28 protein-coding genes and 2 pseudogenes are annotated in these 19,893 nt (G+C 63.0%); all 30 read right to left on the reverse strand.

All coding sequences use genetic code 11. The features are described 5' to 3' along the window. Positions 1-20: 20 nt before the first annotated feature. The 30 genes and pseudogenes from MBENS4_RS00630 to rplC all read right to left on the reverse strand — a co-directional run bounded on the left by MBENS4_RS00630 (position 21) and on the right by rplC (position 19,618). Positions 21-2,158 (reverse strand): annotated as a pseudogene (locus MBENS4_RS00630) (prolyl oligopeptidase family serine peptidase). A gap of 144 nt (positions 2,159-2,302) precedes the next feature. Beyond that, positions 2,303-2,725 (reverse strand): 50S ribosomal protein L17, encoded by a 423-nt coding sequence (gene rplQ, locus MBENS4_RS00635; RefSeq protein ID WP_039388045.1) that lies wholly within the window; start codon positions 2,723-2,725, stop codon positions 2,303-2,305. Between the two features lie 163 nt (positions 2,726-2,888). Beyond that, entirely contained in the window at positions 2,889-3,236 is a 348-nt protein-coding gene (locus MBENS4_RS00640; RefSeq protein ID WP_039388047.1) for a VOC family protein, read from the reverse strand. Positions 3,237-3,503: 267 nt separating this feature from the next. Then, complete coding sequence (locus MBENS4_RS00645; protein WP_039388049.1) at positions 3,504-4,571, reverse strand: DNA-directed RNA polymerase subunit alpha; 1,068 nt, start codon at positions 4,569-4,571, stop codon at positions 3,504-3,506. 113 nt (positions 4,572-4,684) lie between these two features. Next, entirely contained in the window at positions 4,685-5,074 is a 390-nt protein-coding gene (gene rpsK, locus MBENS4_RS00650; RefSeq protein WP_007011846.1) for a 30S ribosomal protein S11, read from the reverse strand. A gap of 60 nt (positions 5,075-5,134) precedes the next feature. Beyond that, a complete protein-coding gene (gene rpsM / locus MBENS4_RS00655) occupies positions 5,135-5,503 on the reverse strand; it encodes a 30S ribosomal protein S13 (protein ID WP_039388051.1) in 369 nt (122 codons plus the stop codon). Positions 5,504-5,810: 307 nt separating this feature from the next. Then, positions 5,811-6,266: a hypothetical protein gene (locus tag MBENS4_RS00660; protein WP_242404727.1), complete on the reverse strand. Its 456-nt coding sequence runs from the start codon at positions 6,264-6,266 to the stop codon at positions 5,811-5,813. A 346-nt stretch (positions 6,267-6,612) separates the two neighbouring features. Next, a complete protein-coding gene (locus MBENS4_RS00665; RefSeq protein ID WP_039388053.1) occupies positions 6,613-7,260 on the reverse strand; it encodes an adenylate kinase in 648 nt (215 codons plus the stop codon). A 41-nt stretch (positions 7,261-7,301) separates the two neighbouring features. Further along, positions 7,302-8,669, reverse strand: a complete 1,368-nt coding sequence (gene secY / locus MBENS4_RS00670; protein ID WP_039388055.1) for a preprotein translocase subunit SecY — start codon at positions 8,667-8,669, stop codon at positions 7,302-7,304. Positions 8,670-8,908: 239 nt separating this feature from the next. After that, positions 8,909-9,388 carry a 50S ribosomal protein L15 gene (gene rplO, locus MBENS4_RS00675; protein WP_039388058.1) on the reverse strand — a complete coding sequence of 160 codons (480 nt, stop codon included), beginning with the start codon at positions 9,386-9,388 and terminating at the stop codon, positions 8,909-8,911. A 97-nt stretch (positions 9,389-9,485) separates the two neighbouring features. Beyond that, positions 9,486-10,712: an ankyrin repeat domain-containing protein gene (locus tag MBENS4_RS00680; protein ID WP_199904324.1), complete on the reverse strand. Its 1,227-nt coding sequence runs from the start codon at positions 10,710-10,712 to the stop codon at positions 9,486-9,488. A 173-nt stretch (positions 10,713-10,885) separates the two neighbouring features. Further along, on the reverse strand, positions 10,886-11,062 hold the full coding sequence (gene rpmD / locus MBENS4_RS00685) for a 50S ribosomal protein L30 (protein ID WP_039388059.1): 177 nt from the start codon (positions 11,060-11,062) through the stop codon (positions 10,886-10,888). 6 nt (positions 11,063-11,068) lie between these two features. Further along, positions 11,069-11,797, reverse strand: a complete 729-nt coding sequence (gene rpsE / locus MBENS4_RS00690; RefSeq protein WP_039388061.1) for a 30S ribosomal protein S5 — start codon at positions 11,795-11,797, stop codon at positions 11,069-11,071. A 2-nt stretch (positions 11,798-11,799) separates the two neighbouring features. Beyond that, positions 11,800-12,138 carry a 50S ribosomal protein L18 gene (rplR, locus tag MBENS4_RS00695; RefSeq protein WP_039388062.1) on the reverse strand — a complete coding sequence of 113 codons (339 nt, stop codon included), beginning with the start codon at positions 12,136-12,138 and terminating at the stop codon, positions 11,800-11,802. Then, positions 12,138-12,671, reverse strand: coding sequence for a 50S ribosomal protein L6 (gene rplF / locus MBENS4_RS00700; protein ID WP_039388064.1), 534 nt, complete (start codon positions 12,669-12,671; stop codon positions 12,138-12,140). Before rplF ends, rplR begins: the two co-directional genes overlap by 1 nt. Further along, a complete protein-coding gene (rpsH, locus tag MBENS4_RS00705; RefSeq protein ID WP_039388066.1) occupies positions 12,671-13,066 on the reverse strand; it encodes a 30S ribosomal protein S8 in 396 nt (131 codons plus the stop codon). Before rpsH ends, rplF begins: the two co-directional genes overlap by 1 nt. A 14-nt stretch (positions 13,067-13,080) precedes the next feature. Next, positions 13,081-13,386, reverse strand: a complete 306-nt coding sequence (rpsN, locus tag MBENS4_RS00710; protein WP_039388068.1) for a 30S ribosomal protein S14 — start codon at positions 13,384-13,386, stop codon at positions 13,081-13,083. Between the two features lie 29 nt (positions 13,387-13,415). Next, complete coding sequence (gene rplE, locus MBENS4_RS00715) at positions 13,416-14,000, reverse strand: 50S ribosomal protein L5 (protein ID WP_039388070.1); 585 nt, start codon at positions 13,998-14,000, stop codon at positions 13,416-13,418. Next, entirely contained in the window at positions 13,993-14,307 is a 315-nt protein-coding gene (gene rplX / locus MBENS4_RS00720; RefSeq protein ID WP_039388072.1) for a 50S ribosomal protein L24, read from the reverse strand. Before rplX ends, rplE begins: the two co-directional genes overlap by 8 nt. Further along, positions 14,307-14,675 (reverse strand): 50S ribosomal protein L14, encoded by a 369-nt coding sequence (rplN, locus tag MBENS4_RS00725; protein ID WP_039388073.1) that lies wholly within the window; start codon positions 14,673-14,675, stop codon positions 14,307-14,309. The genes rplX and rplN overlap by 1 nt, the downstream gene beginning before the upstream one ends. An 88-nt stretch (positions 14,676-14,763) precedes the next feature. Further along, a complete protein-coding gene (rpsQ, locus tag MBENS4_RS00730; protein ID WP_039388075.1) occupies positions 14,764-15,051 on the reverse strand; it encodes a 30S ribosomal protein S17 in 288 nt (95 codons plus the stop codon). A 12-nt stretch (positions 15,052-15,063) separates the two neighbouring features. Next, positions 15,064-15,267 carry a 50S ribosomal protein L29 gene (gene rpmC, locus MBENS4_RS00735; RefSeq protein WP_039388078.1) on the reverse strand — a complete coding sequence of 68 codons (204 nt, stop codon included), beginning with the start codon at positions 15,265-15,267 and terminating at the stop codon, positions 15,064-15,066. Positions 15,268-15,270: 3 nt separating this feature from the next. After that, positions 15,271-15,702 carry a 50S ribosomal protein L16 gene (gene rplP / locus MBENS4_RS00740; RefSeq protein ID WP_039388080.1) on the reverse strand — a complete coding sequence of 144 codons (432 nt, stop codon included), beginning with the start codon at positions 15,700-15,702 and terminating at the stop codon, positions 15,271-15,273. A 22-nt stretch (positions 15,703-15,724) separates the two neighbouring features. Next, positions 15,725-16,420 carry a 30S ribosomal protein S3 gene (rpsC, locus tag MBENS4_RS00745; RefSeq protein WP_039388082.1) on the reverse strand — a complete coding sequence of 232 codons (696 nt, stop codon included), beginning with the start codon at positions 16,418-16,420 and terminating at the stop codon, positions 15,725-15,727. A gap of 3 nt (positions 16,421-16,423) precedes the next feature. Then, positions 16,424-16,800: pseudogene (rplV, locus tag MBENS4_RS00750) on the reverse strand (50S ribosomal protein L22). Beyond that, positions 16,800-17,078 (reverse strand): 30S ribosomal protein S19, encoded by a 279-nt coding sequence (gene rpsS / locus MBENS4_RS00755; RefSeq protein WP_039388086.1) that lies wholly within the window; start codon positions 17,076-17,078, stop codon positions 16,800-16,802. Before rpsS ends, rplV begins: the two are co-directional and overlap by 1 nt. Positions 17,079-17,084: 6 nt before the next feature. Then, positions 17,085-17,921 (reverse strand): 50S ribosomal protein L2, encoded by an 837-nt coding sequence (gene rplB / locus MBENS4_RS00760; protein ID WP_039388087.1) that lies wholly within the window; start codon positions 17,919-17,921, stop codon positions 17,085-17,087. A 4-nt stretch (positions 17,922-17,925) separates the two neighbouring features. Then, positions 17,926-18,240, reverse strand: a complete 315-nt coding sequence (locus MBENS4_RS00765) for a 50S ribosomal protein L23 (RefSeq protein ID WP_039388089.1) — start codon at positions 18,238-18,240, stop codon at positions 17,926-17,928. After that, entirely contained in the window at positions 18,233-18,859 is a 627-nt protein-coding gene (rplD, locus tag MBENS4_RS00770; RefSeq protein WP_039388090.1) for a 50S ribosomal protein L4, read from the reverse strand. The genes MBENS4_RS00765 and rplD overlap by 8 nt, the downstream gene beginning before the upstream one ends. Before the next feature lie 3 nt (positions 18,860-18,862). Further along, the gene (gene rplC, locus MBENS4_RS00775) at positions 18,863-19,618 is read right to left on the reverse strand and encodes a 50S ribosomal protein L3 (RefSeq protein ID WP_039388091.1); all 756 of its coding nucleotides are present in this window, start codon (positions 19,616-19,618) and stop codon (positions 18,863-18,865) included. Between the last annotated feature and the right edge of the window lie 275 nt (positions 19,619-19,893).

The following is a 19,893-nucleotide window of genomic DNA, read 5'->3' on the forward strand; positions in this document are numbered from 1 at the left end:
TGCGCGCATTACCTGAACGATCAGGACTCCGGAACGTCCAGTCCTGTCCACTCCGCCATGAACGAGAGGATATCCGCCGATTCCTCGATAACCTTGTCAGTCGGCTTGCCCGAGCCATGGCCGGCCCGCGTCTCGATACGGATGAGGTGCGGCTTGTCGCCCAGGTCCGCATGCTGGATGGCCGCCGCATACTTGAACGAGTGGCCCGGGACCACGCGGTCATCGGTATCCGCCGTCGTCACCAGCACGGCCGGGTAGTCCTGCCCGTCTGCGATGTTGTGGTAGGGCGAATAGCGCCGGATGATCCGGAAATCGGCCTCCTTGTCGGGATAGCCAAAGTCATCGACCCAGTAGCGCCCCGCCGTGAAGCGATCGAAGCGCAGCATGTCCATGACCCCGACCTGCGGCACGGCCGCCGCGAAAAGGTCCGGGCGCTGGTTCGTCACCGCGCCAACCAGGAGGCCACCGTTGGAGCCCCCGTTGATCGCCAGCCCGTCTTCGCTCGTGATCCCCTGCGCCTTCAGGTACTCGCCCGCCGCAATGAAATCATCAAAGACGTTCTGCTTGTTCTCGCGCCGTCCGGGTCGTGCCAGGCACGGCCATACTCGCCGCCCCCGCGCAGGTTCGCCAGGACATAGGCGCCGCCTGCCTGGATCCAGGCCATGCGCGAGGCCGAGAAGCCCGGCGTGAGCGCAATATCGAAACCGCCATAGCCGTAGAGCAACGTCGGCACCGGCTTGCCGGCTGCGACCACGTCCTTGCGGCGCACGATGAACATCGGAACCTTCGTCCCGTCCTTCGAGGCGTAGAAACGCTGCTCGATGGCGAAGTCTTCGGGATCGAAGTCCATCTCCGGCTCGGCAAACGGCGTGGTCTCACCCGTCTCGATGTTCATGCGGAAGATCGAGGGCGGGCGGTTGAAGCTGGTGAAGGAATAGAAGGTCTCAGGATCGCCCGGCTTGCCATGGAAGCCCGAGGCCGTCCCGATCCCGCTCAGCGAGAACTCCTGCGCGCTCTTGCCATCCAGACCGACGATGACCGCATGGCTAGCCGCATCACGCATGTAATTGAGGACGAGGCGATTGCCCACGATACCCGCGCGCTCGAGGATGTCCTCGGCCTGGGGCACGACCTCGTGCATCTTCGGCGTCTTGCCGCCCAGATCGATCTGGACGAGCCGCTTTCGCGGTGCGTCCTTGTTGGTGACGAACCAGAGCTTGTCGCCCATGCCCTCGACGAGCTCCCAGGCATCGTCAAAGCCACCGACAACCACGCGCGGCGTCCAGTCCTTGCGGGTCAGATCAATCGCGTGGATCTCGAAGCGCGCATCGGTGCCAATGCTGCTGGTGACGATCGCCCAGTGCCCATCCTGCGTGGCTGTGACCGAATGGTTGTATTCGGGATGCTCGGGCGTGCGGTAGACCACCACGTCCTGCGACTGGGGGGTTCCCAGTTCATGGTAATAGACCGTGTGGTCGTAATTGGCGCTCTGGAAGGCCTCGCCCTCACCCGGCGCGGGATAGCGCGAATAGAGGAAGCCCTTCTCGCCCACCCAGGCCAGGTCCGAGAACTTGACCCAGCGGATCTCGTCTTCGAGGACCTTGCCGGTCGCTACATCCAGAACGTGAAGGATACGCCAGTCGCTGCCCCCATCCTGCACGCTATAGAGGAGGTACGAACCTTCCTTCGACGGCGTCCATCCCGACAGCGCCGTGGCCCCGTCGCTCGCCCAGGTGTTGGGATCGATCAGCAGGCGCGGCTCGCCATCCAGCCCGTCGCGCACGAACAGCTGCGACTGGTTGAGAAGCCCTGAATTGCGCGTATAGAAGTACCGCTTCCCCGCCTTGTCCGGGAGCCCGAAACGCTCGAAATCGAGAAGGCCGCGTACCTTCTCCTCGAACCAGCCCCGCTGCGGCAATTGCTTCAGATAACTGTCGGTGAAAGCGCTCTGACGGGCCACCCAGTCGGCAACTTCCTTGTCCTCGCGCACATCGTTTTCAAGCCAGCGGTAGGGGTCCGCAATCTCTTCCCCGAACAGCGTCTCGACTACGTCGCCGCGCCGGGTGTCGGGATAGTTCGTGTCGGTCAGCTCATTCGCGAAAGCAGGCGAGGCCGCGAGGACCGACAGGGCTGTCGTCCAACGAAGGATATTGCGCATGAAAAAGAAGAACTCCCGGGAAGATACGTCGCGCCCAAAAGAAAAGGCGGCCGCGAGAGTGCATCTCGCGGCCGCCTCCGTCAATTTCGAAAAATCGGACGTATCTTTGCTTTTCAACAGGACCGGGAGGCCCTGCCCCAAGCCTTACGCTTCGGCGTAGTCTTCGGCCTCGTTCATGACCGGGCCCGAATCCTGGCCCTTGGCCTCGGTGTCACGGTCGACGAGTTCGATGATCGCGATCGGAGCGGCGTCCGAAGCGCGGTAGCCCGCCTTGATGATGCGGGTGTAACCGCCGGGACGATCCGAGTAACGCTCGGCCAGAACCTCAAACAGCTTCTTTTCCTGGGCATCGTCCATGATCTTGGCGTGCGCGAGGCGACGGTTGGACAGGCCACCGTGCTTGGCAAGCGTGATCAGCTTCTCGATGTAGGGACGCAGTTCCTTCGCCTTGGGCGTGGTGGTCTGGATCTGCTCGTGCTTGATCAGGGCTGCGGCCATGTTGCGCAGAAGGGCGGCGCGGTGGCCGGACTTGCGCTGCAGCTTACGGCCGGAATACTTGTGACGCATGGGTCATCTTCCTGTTCGTCAGGCAGCCGGTTAGGTACTGCCCGCCGGGCGATGTGGACAAGGCCACCGCCCAAAACCTTCTCACGGGTACCCGCGAAGAACGGCCCTAATGCGGATTTTCAGGCAAGAGTCAAGGATTCGCGTAAATCCGGACTGCAACGACCTACTCGCCCTCCCCCTCCGACACCATTGCGGCGAGCTCATGCCCGTGCGGATCCCGGAAATGGAAACGGCGGCCGCCCGGGAAGGCGAAGACGGGAAGCGTGATCACTCCGCCCGCGGCCTGAACCCGCGCCAGAGTCTCCTCCAGGTCCTCGACCTCGATCACGGGGAGCATCTGGGCCGTCCACTGCGCCGCATCGCCGTTAAGGCCCATGTCGACATCGCCCGTCATCGTCGACGCATAGTCCGGACCGAAATCGGTGAAGGACCACCCGAAAGTCGCCTCATAGAATTCCTTCTGACCCGGCACATTGCGGACCGGCAGCTCGACGTAGTTCAGGCGGGCCATGACTCTCTCCACTTGTTCTTTTTATGTTCTAGATGAAAAATGAAAAGGGGCAAAGAGAGAAAGAGGCATCCAAGGGATTTGCCATCCCTCCCCCCTGTTGACTGCCTAGCGCGCCTCGCCCAGCCAAAGCATGCGCGCAACGACAAGCAGGACCTACCTTGGGAATGAGTGGCCGCCCCGCCCGGCACAGACGGCCTTCAAACACCCAAAGAAAAAGGCCCCGCAGTTTCCTGCAGGGCCTCTTCAATTCGGTATCGGGAGAGCCGATCAGCCGAGCAGTTCCTGCTCCAGCTTCTTGGCCATCTCTTCGATGTTCTCGGGCGGCCAGCCCGGGATGTCCATGCCGAGGCGCAGACCCATCGAGGAGAGTACTTCCTTGATCTCGTTGAGCGACTTGCGGCCGAAGTTCGGCGTGCGCAGCATCTCGGCTTCGGTCTTCTGGACCAGGTCGCCGATGTAGATGATGTTGTCGTTCTTGAGGCAGTTGGCCGAGCGGACCGACAGCTCGAGCTCGTCGACCTTCTTGAGAAGGTAACGGTTGAGCTGGTTGGTGTCGCTCTCTTCCTGGCTCTGCGTACCGCCGGCGGCCATGCCGACCATGGCGGGCTGACCCACGGGAGCAATGTCCTCGAAGTGAACGAACAGCGCCAGCTGGTCCTGCAGGATGCGGGCCGAGTAGGCCACGGCATCTTCGGGAGCCACGGTGCCGTCGGTCTCGACGGTCAGGCTGAGCTTGTCATAGTCGAGCTCCTGGCCAACGCGGGCGTTCTCGACCTTGTAGCTCACCTGGCGAACCGGCGAGTAGAGCGAGTCGACCGGGATAAGACCGATCGGTGCGTCAACCGGGCGGTTACCGACAGCAGGTACGTAGCCCTTGCCGGTGTCCGCAGTGAGTTCCATGTTCAAGACCGCACCCTCGTCGAGCGTGCAGATCACGAGGTCCTTGTTCATGACCTCGATGTCGCCCGAAACGGCAATGTCGCCCGCCTTCACCTGCGCCGGACCAGTGGCCGAGAGCTGGAGACGCTTGGGGCCTTCGCCCTGCATCTTGAGGGCGATCTGCTTCACGTTCAGGACGATGTCGGTGACGTCTTCACGCACACCGGCCAGCGAGGAGAACTCGTGCAGCACGTTCTCGATCTTGATCGAGGTGATTGCAGCGCCCTGCAGCGAAGACAGAAGAACGCGCCGCAGCGCGTTACCGAGCGTAAGACCAAAACCGCGCTCGAGAGGTTCGGCAACGAACGTTGCCTTCAGCTTGGGGTCGGGTCCCGGCTTGATCTCAAGGCTGTTCGGCTTCTTGAGTTCCTGCCAGTTCTTGATGTTGACAGTCATGGACTTCCCCTGGGATTACGATGGCGGTTGCGCCCAGGAGCCCATTGAAAATGAACCCATGAAACGCTCCTGAAAACGGGCGACGACCGGTTCGCCGCCCGCAAAAAGGTCGATCAGACGCGGCGGCGCTTCGAAGGACGAACGCCGTTGTGCGGGATCGGGGTCACGTCGCGGATCGACGTGATGGTGAAGCCGACAGCCTGGAGGGCGCGAAGCGCGCTCTCACGGCCCGAACCCGGCCCCTTGACTTCGACTTCGAGGGTGCGGACGCCGTGCTCGGCGGCCTTCTTGCCGGCATCGTCCGCGGCCACCTGAGCGGCGTACGGGGTCGACTTGCGGCTGCCCTTGAAGCCCATCATGCCGGCTGAGGACCAGCTGATCGCATTGCCCTGGGCGTCGGTGATGGTCACCATGGTGTTGTTGAAGCTGGCGTTGACGTGGGCAATGCCGCTCGTGATGTTCTTGCGCTCGCGCCGCTTAATGCGCTGGGGTTCGCGTGCCATGTTCGTGTATCCTGTCGAATAGTCGCTGCGGGAAACCGAAAACCTTTAAGGTTCCCGTGCTTACTTCTTCTTGCCGGCGATCGGCTTGGCCTTGCCCTTGCGGGTGCGCGCATTGGTGTGCGTGCGCTGGCCACGGACCGGAAGACCCTTGCGGTGACGCAGGCCACGGTAGCAGGCGAGATCCATCAGACGCTTGATGTTCATCGCGGTTTCGCGACGAAGGTCACCTTCCACGAGGTGATCGGCATCGATGGTTTCGCGGATCTGGAGCACTTCGGCGTCCGAAAGATCCTGGATGCGGCGGGTGTGATCAATGCCGAGCTTGTCGGCGATCTCGACGGCCTTGGTGCGACCAATACCGTGGATGTAGGTGAGCGCGATGATCACGCGCTTGTTGGTGGGGATGTTTACCCCGGCAATACGAGCCACTTAAATCTCCTGCTCCACAGGGGTGCGTCGCCGCTCCCCTATCTCAACGCTGAAACGAACCACCCGATCCACAAACGCGAAACGACCGGCAGGCGACTTACTCAAAGCCAGACCAACCGGACGGAGCGATTCTGTCGAGTGAAGGGGGCGCTTAAAACGATTCGCACAGCCTGTCAATGCAAGCGACGCGAATTGCGGGCCTAGCGCCAAGTTATGCGCGGCCCGATCAAGCGATGGGTGGATTATACCTCGGAAGGCCCCTCGCGTCAAAGCGCACCTCGCGCAAAGGATTGTTCTTCTTGCACGCTCAACGCTCGACAACCTCACCTGCGGGGGGCTCGGGCGCCAGCGGCTCGATGCCATCCGGCGCCTCATCGACCTTGACCTCATCCTTGGCATCCGCCTCGGGTGCGGGATCGAGCCCGAGGTCGCCACCAGGAAAGGCCTTCGCAAAGGCGCCACCGAGTTCCGAGGCAAGGCGCTCGAGCTGGGCGCCGAGCATGGCATCGACCGAACCGGCAATCGCTTCGGCGGGCTGACGCATATAGCCGCCCACCACGTACTCGAGAAGCAGGACCGTATCCTCGCCCTCCCCATCCCCGGGCTTGAGTTGGATCGTGAGCGTCCCGTTCACCGCTTCGGACTGCAGCGGCCCAAGCGCGCCTGTCATGCGCAGCACGCGCGGACGTTCGATATAGACCACCCGCATGTGCTCGACACTGCCCTTGGGCGCGGCGCGCGGCGATGTGTCATTGGGCAGCAATTCGCAGAAGCAGCCACCCGCCTTGGGATCGATCGAGAGATTGGCGGCATCCCCGGACCACGTGTGCGCCGAATCCCACCACCCGGCCGGTCCAGGACCGTGTCCCAGGTCTTGTCCACGCCGGAAGGGATCTCGACCATGTGGCGCACGACGAAGCCGCGCTCATTGGCCTCGGCGACCTTGGCCGCGGCCAGATGAGGTGCGCACAGGCCCATCAAGGCCGTGACGAGGACAACCGTGTAACGATGGAAACGCGAGATATTCATGCAGCCCATATCTTGGCGACAAAGACGAACGAAGGCCAGAAAAAAAGCCGGGACATTCGCCCCGGCTTCCTTTTCGATACTTACTTGGCGAGGACACCTTCGATGGAGGCGGTCACATCGTCCATCTCGGCCATCCCGTCGACCTTCGCGACAATCCCCCGCTCCTCATAGATCGGAAGGATCGGCGCCGTCTTGGCGCGGTACTCGGCCAGGCGCGTACGCACGGTCTCGGCGTTGTCATCCGGACGGCGCTTGAATTCGGTGCCGCCGCACTTGTCGCAGGTGCCCGGAACCTTGGGCTGCTCGAAGCTGTCGTGATAGCCCTTGCCACACGCCGCACAGGTAAAGCGCCCCGTGATGCGCTCGACCAGCGCTTCTTCGTCGACGCCGAGCTCGATCACATGGTCGAGCTTGCGGCCGCGCTCGGCGAGAATCCCGTCGAGGGCTTCAGCCTGGGCCGCCGTGCGCGGATACCCGTCAAAGATGGCGCCGGTGTCCGAGCCCATCGCATCGAGCTCGTCACCGATCAGCGCCGAGACGATGGCGTCCGAGACGAGTTCGCCCCGCTCCATGATCGCCTTGGCTTCAAGCCCCGTCGGCGTGCCCGCCTTGACCGCGGCGCGCAGCATGTCGCCGGTCGAAAGCTGGCGCATGCCATGGCGCTCAACCAGGCGCTGTGCCTGCGTTCCCTTGCCCGCCCCCGGCGGCCCAAGAAGAATGATATTCACGCGTAACCCCCTCAGTTCTACGTTTTGGCGAACGCCTGCGCTTAGCGCAGGCGACCTTTCAGCTTCGCCTTCTTTATGAGATCGCCGTACTGGTGAGCCAGCAGGTGCGATTGGATCTGCGTGATGGTGTCCACGGTCACGTTGACAACGATCAGCAGGCTGGTGCCGCCCATGAACAGCAGCGGAAGACCGGTCTGGGCCAGGAACCACTCGGGGATGCAGCACACCGCCGTGAGGTAGGCCGCACCGATCACCGTCACGCGGGTCAGCACGTAGTCCAGATAGTTCGCCGTGTTCTTGCCCGGACGAATGCCGGGAATGAAGCCACCGTTCTTCTTGAGGTTCTCCGCCGTTTCTTCCGGATTGAACACAACCGCGGTGTAGAAGAAGCTGAAGAAGATGATGCCGGCGGCATAGAACAGCATGTAGAGCGGCTTGCCGTGTCCCAGGTACTGGTTCAGCGACACCACGATCTTGCCCATCGTCGAGTCCGGCTGAAGCGAGTTGCCCGCGAACTGCGTGATGGTGAGCGGCAGCAGCAGCAGCGAACTCGCGAAGATCGGCGGGATCACGCCCGCAGTGTTGATCTTGAGCGGCAGGTGGCTGCGATCCGCCTGCATCATGCCGCGCTGGGTCGCACGCTTGGGATACTGGATCAGCAAACGGCGCTGGGCGCGCTCGAAGAAGCAGATCAGCAGGATCATTGCGACGATGAGCGCGATCAGGAACATGATGAGCAGCGAACCGGTGTCCCCGGCCGAATAGGCCTGACCCAGGTTCGAGGCAAACGTCGGCATCTGCGCAACGATACCGGCCATGATGATCAGCGACACGCCGTTGCCGATACCGCGCGAGGTGATCTGCTCACCCAGCCACAGCAGGAACATGGTGCCACCAACCAGGCTGATGACCGCGCCAACGCGGAACAGGATGCCCGGATCAACGACCGCAGGCAGACCGCTCGAGGCGCCATAGGCTTCCAAGCTCACAGCCAGGAAGTAGCCCTGGATGGCGCAGAGGCCAACCGTGCCATAGCGGGTGTACTGGTTCAGCTTCTTGCGACCAGCCTCACCTTCCTTCTTCAGCGCCATGAGCGCAGGATGAAGCGAAGCGGCCAGCTGCACCACGATCGAGGCCGTGATGTAGGGCATGACACCCAGGGCAATCAGGCTCATGCGCGAAAGCGAGCCGCCCGAGAAGGTGTTGAACAGGTCGAGGATGCCGCCCTGCGTCTGGCTGTAAAGCTCGCTCAGGATGCGGGCATCGACGCCCGGCAGCGGCACAAAGCTCAGGAAGCGGAAAACGATAAGCGCACCGATCGTGAACCAGATGCGCTTCTTCAGCTCGGTAGCCTTGGAGAAATTGCTCAGGCTCAGCGAGCTGGCGATATTGTCGGCACGGGAAGCCATGAGTTGTAGAAGCCTCGAATAGCGTGTTCGGATTCGGCCTTAGCTGCTGAGAGCACCCTTGTCGAACCCGCGTTCCAGTCCGTCCATATAGACATTCGTAGGAGGGCGGAAACCCTCCGTGCCACCAACGGCACGCGAAACCCACATGATTCGCGCCAGTACCGCCGTGGCGAAACGCACAAGAGGGCGAAACGCGCCGCGCTCCGCCCTCCTGTATTGCGTTACCGCACTGTGGCGAATCAGGCCGCAGCGGCTTCCTTGGCAGGCAGGATCACCTTGCCACCAGCCTTTTCAACGGCTTCCACGGCGCCCTTCGAGGCACCAGCAACGTTGAATTCGACCTTGGCGGTGAGCTCACCCTTGCCCAGGAGACGCACGCCATCCTTGCCACCACGGGCCAGGCCAGCGCCCTTGAGCGCGGCGTGATCGACGGTGCCCGAGATGTCGAGCTTGCCGGCGTCGATCGCCTTCTGGACCATGCCGAGGTTCACTTCCGCGTAGTCCTTGGTGAACTTCGCGTTGGTGAAGCCGCGCTTCGGAAGGCGCATGTGAAGCGGCATCTGGCCGCCTTCGAAACCCTTGACGGCAACACCCGAACGGCTCTTCTGGCCCTTCTGACCACGTGCCGAGGTCTTGCCCTTGCCCGAACCGATACCACGGCCGACACGCATGCGGCGGTGACGGGCACCGGCGTTGTCACGGAGATCGTTGAGATTCATAGTATGCACTCGCTTTCGCTTTTCATCGCGCTGGATGGGAAGCGGGCCCCATAGGCGAAAGGGGGCCACCTGTCACCCCCTATTCGCGCAGAGCCGACTATTTGCCGAGGCCGAAAACGAGCTTGGCATCGCCAGGCACCGTGGTCGCGAACGCATCACGCGCCGGGGTCCAGCGCACCACCTTCATCGCCACTTCGCACAGTTCGGCGTCGAATTCGGGCGAGTTCGACGCAGGCACGAGTTCACAACTCGTCGAGTTGCCACCCTCGTCAATCGTGAACTGCAACTCGTAGCGTGAGAAGCTGCGCTGACGCAGGATCGGGTCGTAGCGGTGCTTGATCTGGAAGAACGCGCGGTTGAAATCAGCCAGACTTGCATCGTCATAGCGCGGGTTCTGACGCAAGTTGGCGAACTCCTCCTCGCTGACATACGAACGCAAGCGCCCAATCATGTCCGTCCAGCGCATGAGGCGCGCGACCTGGAGCGGCGACTGGCGATCAATCGCAGTCTGGCAGCTCGCGCCCGTCGGGCTTGCCCCCGCCTCGATGAGAACGTCCGCAGTCCGCCAGCGCTGATAGGCAATGGCCCAGGCCAAAGGCGTCAGGCCAAACATGTCGGGCTTGTCGATGTCCTGCGGCCGCGCCGCGACAAGCCGGCGCAACTGGTCGACAGCGTTGTGACGCGCCGCATAGCCCATCGTGTCGACCGCCTCGCCCGACTGGAGATCGGCAAAACCGTAAGGCTGCGAAATCGGCTCTTCCGGTCGGATCTCGGGCTCAGGGCCCACATCCGAGACAGGCCGACAGATGTCGCGATAGGGATAGTGCGGGTCGGCCATCAGAGCCGCGTTGTACTGCCTCCCGAAGGCCGTTGCCGGGACATCTGCCCCCCTGCCCTCCGCGGCGGCAAGATCCGGCACGAACGCAAGTGCCCGGATGGACCAGGCCGCCGGGTTCCCCAGGAGCCGGCACTGCGCGTTGTAAAGGTCGAGCGACACGCCCACCGGAGTCGTCGCAGCGGCAAGCCGAAAATCGCCGCGCGCGATCGCACTCGCCGCCTCCGCGACGGGATCGGGCTTCGCGCCCGAGGCGAGCGCCCTGCGCAGAGCGATGTCCCCGGCGCGCATCGAGGCCAGCACCTTGGGATCTGCACGAAAATCGTTGCACACGGCCAGCGCCTCACCCTCGGGAACAAGGGCTCCGTCGGACCCCGGCGCATCGGCGCCGCACGCACTCAGACCAAGCGCCAGCGCACCTGCCAGCGCACACCTGTGTGAAGACACCGAACCGAGCAGGCCACGTAACATCGATGCAGGCATTACCATCTGGAAGACATCCCGGGAGGACGAGTGGAAGGCGAGAGCGCATAGCACAGGTGCCCCTGAATGGAAGGTGCATCGCGCCCTGCCCGTCAACCCCATGCGAAAAGGGCCCCGATGCCATGCACCGGAGCCCTTTCAATCTTCAGCTCGCTGCTCCCGGGGGAGCGGCGGCCAGGTCAGTCGACCGCGGCCACCATGTGCGGAAGCTTGGCAATCGCGCCACGAACTTCGGGGGTGTCCTCGAGTTCGACAACGCGGTGCATCTTGCCGAGGCCCAGACCGATGAGGATCTTCTTCTGGCTCTCGGGGCGACGGATCGGCGAACCGATCTGCTTGATCTTGATCTTGGCCATTGTCGCTTACTCCACGATGGCTTCAGCTGCGGCCTCGGCCTCAGCTTCGCTCGCACCGCCACGACCCAGGAGGTCGGAGACCTTCTTGCCGCGACGCTGAGCAACCGCCTTCGGCGAAGACTGGTCGGTCAGCGCGTCGAAGGTGGCACGGATCATGTTGTACGGGTTCGAAGTGCCGACCGACTTGGTCACGACGTCAGCGACGCCCAGGCTTTCGAACACGGCGCGCATCGGACCGCCGGCGATGATGCCGGTACCGGCCGGAGCCGTACGGACATTGACGCGGCCCGCACCGAAGTGGCCCTTGCCGTCATGATGAAGGGTACGACCCTCCTTCAGAGCGACGCGGATCATCTTCTTCTTGGCCGAAGCGGTTGCCTTGGTGATTGCCTCGGGAACCTCGCGAGCCTTGGCATGGCCAAAGCCGACGCGGCCCTTGCCGTCACCCACGACGACGAGTGCTGCGAAACCGAAGCGCTTACCGCCCTTGACGGTCTTCGAGACGCGGTTGATGTGAACCAGCTTCTCGATCAGCTCTTCGCCCTGCTCCTCGTCATCGCGACGGCCACGACGGTCGTCACGACGGCCACGGCCACCGCGTTCGCCACGGCCACGGCCGCCACGACCACGACCGCCATCACGGCCTTCGCGCTGCTCCTGGGGAGCCCCGCCCTGCGGGTTGTCAGCCGCGATGGGCTGCTCACTGCTGGTGGTGTTGGTGTTTTCGTCAGCCATGCTCAGAACTCCAGCCCGCCTTCGCGGGCGGCATCGGCCAGCGCCTTGACGCGACCATGATAGAGGAAGCCGCCGCGATCGAACACGACCGAAGTGATGCCCGCCTTCTTGGCGGCCTCGGCGAGTTCCTTGCCCACGCGGATGGCGGCATCGGTGTCAGCGCCCTTGCCGCCAAGCGTGTTGGCAGCAGCGACCGTACGGCCCTGCGCATCGTCGATGATCTGGGCGTAGATGTGACGTCCGGTGCGGTGCACCGAAAGACGCGGACGGCCCGAAGCCGACGCGCGAAGGGCGGTGCGCACGCGCTGACGGCGGCGCTGGAAAAGGGAAAGCTTTGCCATTACTTCTTCTTCCCTTCCTTGCGGAAGATGAACTCGCCGCGGTACTTGATACCCTTGCCCTTGTAGGGCTCGGGCTTGCGCCAGCGACGGATCTCGGCCGCGATCTGGCCGACCTTCTGCTTGTCGATGCCCGAGATCTCGACGGTGGTGTTATCCGGCGCCTTGATCTCGATACCTTCGGGGATGTCGATGTCGACATCGTGCGAGTAGCCAAGCTGAAGCTTGAGCTTCTTGCCCTGGATCTGTGCGCGGTAGCCGACGCCCTTGAGTTCAAGGACCTTCGAGTAGCCTTCGGTCACACCGCCAACGAGGTTGGCGACGAGCGTGCGCTGCATGCCCCAGTGGCTGCGAGCCTGCTTCGACATGTTGACGGGCTGGATTGCAACCGCGCCATCTTCCACCGAGCAGGTGACCTGGTCGGACACACCCATGGTGAGCGTGCCCTTGGGGCCCTTCACCGAGAGGACGTTGTCCTTGAGATCGGCAGTCACGCCAGCGGGGATCGCCACGGCCTTCTTACCAATACGGCTCATCAGAACACCTCCGCCAGCACTTCGCCACCGACGTTGTCGGCACGTGCTTCGGCATCCGAGAGCACGCCCTTGGGCGTCGAGACGATGGTGATGCCAAGGCCATTGCGCACAACCGGGAGTTCCTTGGAACCCGAGTAGACGCGGCGGCCAGGCTTGGAGACGCGGGCGATGTGCTTGATAGCGGGCTCGCCTTCGAAGTACTTCAGCTCGATGCGCAGCTGCGGATGGGCACCGGTGGTGTCATCGCTGTAGCCACGGATGTAGCCCTCACGCTGGAGGACTTCGAGCACGCGCGCACGCAGCTTGCTGGCGGGGGAAAGGACGGAGTCCTTCTTCGCCTGCTGGCCGTTGCGGATGCGGGTGAGCATATCACCCAGGGGATCGGTCATAGCCATTGCTTATGTATCCCTTACCAGCTCGACTTGGTCACGCCGGGGATCATGCCTTTGTTGGCAAGATCACGCAGCTCAACGCGGCACAGGCCGAACTTGCGGTAGTAACCACGCGGACGACCGGTCGTGGCGCAGCGGTTGCGAACCCGGGTCGGGTTGCCGTTGCGCGGGATCTCGGCCAGCTTCAGACGGGCGATGAGGCGCTCGGTTTCGTCGAGCGAGGTGTCATCGGCAATCGCCTTGAGGCGTTCGTACTTACCTGCGTACTTCTTGACGAGCTTCTTACGACGCTCGTTCTTGTTCACGGAACTCAGTTTCGCCATGGACTTAAGCTCTCTTCCTCAGCGGCGGCTCACGCCGCCTCCTTCTCTTCCGCGGCTTCTTCAACCGGGAACGGGAAACCGAAAAGACGCAGCAGTTCGCGTGCTTCTTCGTCGGTCTTGGCGGTGGTGGTGACGATGATGTCCATGCCACGCACCTTCTCGATCTGATCGTAGCTGATCTCGGGGAAGATGATCTGCTCCTTCAGGCCCATCGCGTAGTTGCCGCGGCCGTCGAACGACTTGGCGTTCAGACCACGGAAGTCGCGGATGCGGGGCATCGCGATCGTGATGAGGCGATCGAGGAATTCGTACATGCGTTCGCGGCGCAGGGTAACCTTGCAGCCGATGGGCATGCCTTCACGCAGCTTGAACTGCGCGATCGACTTGCGGGCCTTGGTGATCACGGGCTTCTGGCCAGCGATCTTTTCCATTTCGGCCGCGGCGGTCTGGACCTTCTTCTTGTCCTGGCTCGCCTCGCCCACGCCCATGTTGAGCGTGATCTTCTCGATCGAAGGCACTTCCATCACGTTCTTGTAGCCGAACTTTTCGGTCATCGCCTTGACGATTTCCGCATCGTACTTCGAACGCATACGCGGGGTGTACTTATCAGCCATCGATGGTCTCCCCGGTCTTCACGGCCACACGGACCTTCTTGCCGTCCTTCTCTTCGAAGCGAACGCGGGTCGGCTTGCCGTCAACGGCAACCGCGACCTTGCTGATCGCCATCGGAGCGGGATTGCGCTCGATGCCGCCCTGCGGGTTCTGCTGGGTCGGCTTGCGGTGGCGGGTGGCGACGTTCACGCCCTCGACCACGACCTTGCCGTCCTTGGGCATGACCTGGAGAACAGCGCCGGTACGGCCCTTGTCCTTGCCCGACAGAACGATGACCTGGTCACCCTTCTTGATCTTCGCGGCAGCCATTACAGCACCTCCGGAGCAAGCGAGATGATCTTCATGAAGCCCTTGCCGCGAAGCTCGCGAACCACGGGGCCGAAGATACGGGTGCCGATCGGCTCCTCGCTCTTGTTGATGAGCACGGCAGCGTTGCTGTCGAAGCGGATGACGCTGCCGTCGGGACGACGAACGTCCTTACGGGTGCGCACGATGACAGCACGGTGCACGTCGCCCTTCTTGACGCGCGCGCGCGGCTGCGCTTCCTTTACCGACACCACGATGATGTCGCCGACGCCTGCGAAACGACGCTTCGAGCCACCCAGTACCTTGATGCACTGGACGCGCTTCGCGCCGCTGTTGTCCGCGACGTCGAGATTGGATTGCATCTGGATCATTGATCCGGTTCCTTCTCAACGGCTTGCCGGAACCAGTCCGGCAGTTCCAAAAAAGCTCCCCCGGCGGTTAAGCCGGGGGCGTCTCAAATCAGTTGGCGGCCTCTACGTCGAGATTAGCCTCGATGGCAATACCCTTTCCGGCCTGCAACGTGTCGAGAACCTTCCAGGTCTTCGACTTTGAGATCGGTTTGGTTTCCTCGATGCGGACGCGATCACCAATGTGGTACGCGTTCTCTTCGTCGTGGGCGGCATACTTCTTCGAGCGACGAATGATCTTGCCGTAAAGCGGGTGCTTCACGCGGCGCTCGACGAGTACGGTAACGGTCTTGTCGGTCTTGTCGGAAACGACGGTACCGATCAGAATACGCTTGGGCATCGTGTTTCCTCCTTACTTCGCCGCAGCCGAACGCTCAGCCTGGAGCGTCTTGATGCGGGCGATGTTGCGACGGACCTCCTTGATCCGGGCCGGTGCCTCGAGCTGGCTCGTGGCGGCCTGGAAACGAAGGTTGAACTGCTCGCGCTTCAGCGCGACCAGCTCTTCCGTGAGCTGGTCGTCGGTCTTGGCGCGGAAGTCTTCAGTCTTGGCAGCCATGAATTAACCCTCCAGGTGCGAGGTGTCGCCGAGACGGGCAACGACCTTGGTCTTGATGGGAAGCTTCATCGCAGCGCGGCTGAAAGCCTCAGCGGCGAGCGGGCCGGCAACGCCGTCCAGCTCGAACAGGATACGGCCCGGCTTCACACGCGCGGCCCAGTATTCCACCGAACCCTTGCCCTTACCCTGACGAACTTCAGCAGGCTTCTTCGAAACCGGCACGTCGGGGAAGACGCGGATCCAGAGGCGACCCTGGCGCTTGATGTGACGCGTGATCGCGCGGCGAGCCGCTTCGATCTGGCGGGCGGTGATGCGTTCCGGCTCGAGAGCCTTGAGGCCGTAGGAGCCAAAGTTCAGATCGGTGCCGCCCTTGGCATCACCCTTGATCTTGCCCTTGAAAGCCTTGCGGAACTTGGTCTTTTTCGGTTGCAGCATGGTGCTTACTCTATCCTAAGCCTCAGCGCGCCGGACGGACGCCGGAGGTCTGAGCCTCCATCATCAGCCGGTCCTGCGCCATCGGGTCGTGGCCCAGGATCTCACCCTTGAAGACCCAGACCTTGATGCCGATGATACCGTAAGCGGTCAGCGCTTCGGCTTCGGCATAGTCGATGTTGGCACGCAGCGTGTGGAGCGGCACGCGACCTTCGCGGTACTGCTCGACGCGCGCGATCTCCGCGCCGCCCAGACGGCCACCGCACATGATCTTGATGCCTTCGGCACCCAGACGCATGGCCGACTGCATCGCGCGCTTCATCGCACGACGGAAGGCAACGCGGCGGATCAGCTGGTCCGCAATGCCCTGAGCGATCAGCTTGGCGTCGACTTCCGGCTTGCGGATTTCAACGATGTTCAGCTTCACTTCGCTCGAGGTCATCACCGCAAGCTTCTTGCGAAGCTTCTCGATGTCCGCGCCCTTCTTGCCGATGATCACACCGGGACGGGCCGCGTAGATCGAGATGCGGCACAGCTTGGCCGGACGCTCGATGACCACCTTCGAGATCGCTGCCTGGGGCGCGTTCTCGAGGATGAACTTGCGGATCTTGAGGTCTTCCTCAAGCAGCTTGCCGTAGTCCCGGCCTTCCGCGAACCAGCGGCTGTCCCAGGTACGGTTGATCTGCAGACGCAGACCGATCGGATTGCTCTTATGACCCATGGATCAGGCCTCCTCGACTTCGCGAACGACGATCCGCAGACGTGAGAACGGCTTGAGGATCCGGGTGCTCTTGCCACGACCACGGGTGTGGAAGCGCTTCATGGTGATCGACTTGCCGACCGACGCCTCGGCGACGACGAGTGCGTCGACGTCGAGGTTGTGGTTGTTCTCCGCGTTGGCGATCGCCGAAGGAGAACCTTGCGGGCGTCCACAGCCATGGCCTTCTTCGAGAAAGCGAGGATGTTCATCGCTTCCTCAGCCTTCTTGCCACGGATCAGGGCGGCGACGAGATTGAGCTTCTGCGCCGAACCACGGATGGTGGTGCCGACCGACAGGGCTTCCTTTTCGCCGACGCGGCGGGGTGCTGCCTGCTTGCTCATTAGCGCTTGCCCTTCTTGTCGGCAGCGTGGCCGGGGAACGAACGCGTGGGCGCGAATTCACCGAACTTGTGGCCGACCATGTCCTCGTTGACCGAGACCGGGATGAACTTGTGCCCGTTGTAGACGTTGAACGTCAGACCAACGAACTGCGGAAGGATGGTGCTGCGACGCGACCAGGTCTTGATCGGACCAGCGCGGTTGCCGGCATCCTGCGCGACCTCGGCCTTCTTGAGAAGGTACAGGTCGACGAAGGGGCCTTTCCAGACGGAACGTGCCATCGTGTCTTACCTCTTCTTCTTGGCGTGGCGCGAACGGATGATCATCTTGTCCGTCTGCTTGTTGTTGCGAGTGCGGGCACCCTTGGTCGGCTTGCCCCACGGAGTAACCGGATGACGGCCACCCGAGGTGCGGCCTTCACCACCACCGTGCGGGTGGTCGACCGGGTTCTTGGCAACACCACGCGTCAGCGGGCGACGGCCCATCCAGCGCTTGCGGCCTGCCTTGGCAAGGGTCTGGTTCTGGTTGTCGGGGTTCGACACCGCACCGACCGTGCCCATGCAGTCGCCACGCAGGTAGCGCTGCTCGCCCGAGTTGAGGCGCACGATGACCATGCCGCGGTCACGACCGACGACCTGGACGTAGGCACCGGCCGAACGGGCGATCTGGCCACCCTTGCCCGGCTTCATCTCGACGTTGTGGCAGATCGTGCCGACCGGCATCTGCGACAGGAGCATGGCGTTGCCCGGCTTCGTGTCGCACTTCTCGGCGGCGATGACCTTGTCGCCAGCAGCCAGACGCTGCGGAGCGATGATGTAGGCCTGTTCGCCATCCGCGTAGTTGATGAGCGCGATGAAGGCGGTGCGGTTGGGATCGTATTCGATCCGCTCGACGGTGCCTTCAACGTCCCACTTGCGACGCTTGAAGTCGATGTAGCGGTACTTCTGCTTGTGACCACCGGCGATGCCACGCGACGTGACATGACCCTTGTTGTTGCGGCCACCGGTCTTGCGCTTGCCTTCGGTCAGAGCCTTTACAGGCTTGCCCTTCCACAGCGCCGACTTGTCGACGAGGACCAGGCCGCGGCGGGCGGGGCTGGTCGGGTTGTAATGCTTGAGTGCCATCGGATCAGCCCTGTACGCCTTCGGTGATGTCAATCGGCTGCTGACCTTCGGCCAGCGTGACAATCGCCTTCTTCACGTCGCTGCGGCGGTAATCCTTACCGCGCCAGCGCTTGGTCTTGCCCTTGGTCACCAGCGTGTTGACGCTCTTGACCTTGCGGTCGAACAGCGCCTCGACGGCAGCCTTGATCTCGGGCTTGGTCGCATCGCCGGCCACCTTGAAGACGACCGCGTTGTTCTCGGAGAGAAGCGTCGCCTTTTCGGTGATGTGCGGTGCAAGGATCACGTCGTAGTGACGGATTTCTGCAGCGGTCTTAGCCATTGAAGCGCGCCTCCAGCTTTTCGACAGCGGCGCGGGTGAGCACCAGCGTGTCGTGCTTCAGGATGTCGTAGACGTTCGCGCCCTGGGCGGGGAGAACGTTCACGCCGATGAGGTTGCGAGCGGCCTTGGCGAAGTTGTCGTTGACGGCTTCACCGTCGATCACGAGCACCTTCTTGCCGAAGTTCGCCTTGGCGAGCTGACCGGCGAGGACCTTGGTCTTGGCGTCGGCAACGTCGAGCGTGTCGACGATGACGAGACCGGCCTTGGCCTTCGAGGAAAGCGCCATCTTGAGACCCAGCGCGCGCAGCTTCTTGTTCAGCGACTGGCCGAACTCGCGGCGACGGGCACCGTGGGCCTTACCACCGCCGATGAAGACGGGAGCTGCACGGTCACCGTGACGAGCCGTGCCGCCGCCCTTCTGGCGACCCCACTTCTTGCCGGTGCGCGCAACGTCCGAACGTTCGCGGGTGGCGCGGGCGATGCCGCGGCGGTTTTCCATCTGCCAGGTAACGACACGGTGCAGGATGTCCGCGCGCGGCTCGAGGCCGAACACGTCATCCGACAGCTCGATGTCGCCGTTGCCGGCGGAACCGTCGATATTGAGGACCTGAACCTTCACGACTTAGCCCTCCTGGCCTTCGGTCGCTTCGACAGCCGCGGTGTCTTCCGCGGGGGTGTCAGCAGCCGAATCGTTGCTGTTGGCGGCCGTCTTGAGGCCGGCGGGGTACGGAGCCTCGGCGTGACGGGCGACCTTGACGGCGTCCGAAACGGTGAGCCAGGCGTTCTTCGCGCCCGGGACCGAGCCCTTGACGAAGATCAGGCCACGCTCGTCGTCCACGCGGACGATCTCGAGGTTCTGCTGGGTGCGCTGACGGTCGCCCATGTGGCCGGCCATCTTCTTGTTCTTGAACACCTTGCCCGGATCCTGACGGTTACCCGTCGAACCGTGCGAACGGTGCGAGAGCGACACACCGTGGGTGGCGCGCAGACCGCCGAAGCCCCAACGCTTCATGGCGCCTGCAAAGCCCTTGCCCTGGGTGTGGCCGGCAACGTCGACGAGCTGGCCGGGCACGAAGTGCGAGGCAGCAATGGTCGAGCCGACTTCGAGCAGCGCGTCGTCGGCGACGCGGAACTCGGCAACGCGCATCTTGAGCGAAACTTCCGCCTTGGCGAAGTGCTCGCGCTGCGGCTTGGCAACGTTCTTCTGCTTGGCTTCGCCGGCACCGAGCTGAACCGCGACGTAGCCGTCACGATCGTTGGTGCGGACCGAAACCACCTGGCAATCTTCCAGCGCCAGAACGGTCACGGGCACATGCCGGCCGTCCTCCTGGAAAAGGCGGGTCATCCCGACTTTCTTGGCGATCACGCCAGTACGCATGATCTGTCTCCTCAACAGAGGCCTGCCCGGGCCCATCCCGAACAGGCGTGTCCAGCCCAATGATGTGATGCATGCCCCGTCCGGGCTGGAATGTTCCCTGCTCAAGGCCCGAATGGCCCGGCGGAAACGAGACGGGGGACGCATTCCCGGTTCAACCCCGAAGGAGGAAACCGGAGGTATCCCTTGTGTCCTCTCGGGCCGAAGGCTCTGGAGGCTCTGTCTCTGCGCGTTTTGCCGCGCAAAGCCGATCTCGATGGATCGACAAGGTTATCTGA

The organism is Novosphingobium sp. MBES04 (assembly GCF_000813185.1).
Lineage (GTDB): Bacteria > Pseudomonadota > Alphaproteobacteria > Sphingomonadales > Sphingomonadaceae > Novosphingobium > Novosphingobium decolorationis.

Excerpts from the sequence above, each read along its gene's own strand:
- rplQ (WP_039388045.1), bottom strand. The coding sequence starts at position 2,725 with ATGCGTCACAAGTATTCCGGCCGTAAGCTGCAGCGCAAGTCCGGCCAC.
- MBENS4_RS00640 (WP_039388047.1), bottom strand. The coding sequence starts at position 3,236 with ATGGCCCGCCTGAACTACGTCGAGCTGCCGGTCCGCAATGTGCCGGGT.
- MBENS4_RS00645 (WP_039388049.1), bottom strand. The coding sequence starts at position 4,571 with ATGACTGTCAACATCAAGAACTGGCAGGAACTCAAGAAGCCGAACAGC.
- rpsK (WP_007011846.1), bottom strand. The coding sequence starts at position 5,074 with ATGGCACGCGAACCCCAGCGCATTAAGCGGCGCGAGCGCAAGAACATC.
- secY (WP_039388055.1), bottom strand. The coding sequence starts at position 8,669 with ATGGCTTCCCGTGCCGACAATATCGCCAGCTCGCTGAGCCTGAGCAAT.
- rplO (WP_039388058.1), bottom strand. The coding sequence starts at position 9,388 with ATGAATCTCAACGATCTCCGTGACAACGCCGGTGCCCGTCACCGCCGC.
- MBENS4_RS00680 (WP_199904324.1), bottom strand. The coding sequence starts at position 10,712 with ATGGTAATGCCTGCATCGATGTTACGTGGCCTGCTCGGTTCGGTGTCT.
- rpmD (WP_039388059.1), bottom strand. The coding sequence starts at position 11,062 with ATGGCCAAGATCAAGATCAAGCAGATCGGTTCGCCGATCCGTCGCCCC.
- rpsE (WP_039388061.1), bottom strand. The coding sequence starts at position 11,797 with ATGGCTGACGAAAACACCAACACCACCAGCAGTGAGCAGCCCATCGCG.
- rplR (WP_039388062.1), bottom strand. The coding sequence starts at position 12,138 with ATGGCAAAGCTTTCCCTTTTCCAGCGCCGCCGTCAGCGCGTGCGCACC.
- rplF (WP_039388064.1), bottom strand. The coding sequence starts at position 12,671 with ATGAGCCGTATTGGTAAGAAGGCCGTGGCGATCCCCGCTGGCGTGACT.
- rpsH (WP_039388066.1), bottom strand. The coding sequence starts at position 13,066 with ATGGCTATGACCGATCCCCTGGGTGATATGCTCACCCGCATCCGCAAC.
- rpsN (WP_039388068.1), bottom strand. The coding sequence starts at position 13,386 with ATGGCGAAACTGAGTTCCGTGAACAAGAACGAGCGTCGTAAGAAGCTC.
- rplE (WP_039388070.1), bottom strand. The coding sequence starts at position 14,000 with ATGGCTGATAAGTACACCCCGCGTATGCGTTCGAAGTACGATGCGGAA.
- rplX (WP_039388072.1), bottom strand. The coding sequence starts at position 14,307 with ATGGCTGCCGCGAAGATCAAGAAGGGTGACCAGGTCATCGTTCTGTCG.
- rplN (WP_039388073.1), bottom strand. The coding sequence starts at position 14,675 with ATGATCCAGATGCAATCCAATCTCGACGTCGCGGACAACAGCGGCGCG.
- rpsQ (WP_039388075.1), bottom strand. The coding sequence starts at position 15,051 with ATGCCCAAGCGTATTCTGATCGGTACCGTCGTTTCCGACAAGACCGAC.
- rpmC (WP_039388078.1), bottom strand. The coding sequence starts at position 15,267 with ATGGCTGCCAAGACTGAAGACTTCCGCGCCAAGACCGACGACCAGCTC.
- rplP (WP_039388080.1), bottom strand. The coding sequence starts at position 15,702 with ATGCTGCAACCGAAAAAGACCAAGTTCCGCAAGGCTTTCAAGGGCAAG.
- rpsC (WP_039388082.1), bottom strand. The coding sequence starts at position 16,420 with ATGGGTCATAAGAGCAATCCGATCGGTCTGCGTCTGCAGATCAACCGT.
- rpsS (WP_039388086.1), bottom strand. The coding sequence starts at position 17,078 with ATGGCACGTTCCGTCTGGAAAGGCCCCTTCGTCGACCTGTACCTTCTC.
- rplB (WP_039388087.1), bottom strand. The coding sequence starts at position 17,921 with ATGGCACTCAAGCATTACAACCCGACCAGCCCCGCCCGCCGCGGCCTG.
- MBENS4_RS00765 (WP_039388089.1), bottom strand. The coding sequence starts at position 18,240 with ATGGCTAAGACCGCTGCAGAAATCCGTCACTACGACGTGATCCTTGCA.
- rplC (WP_039388091.1), bottom strand. The coding sequence starts at position 19,618 with ATGCGTACTGGCGTGATCGCCAAGAAAGTCGGGATGACCCGCCTTTTC.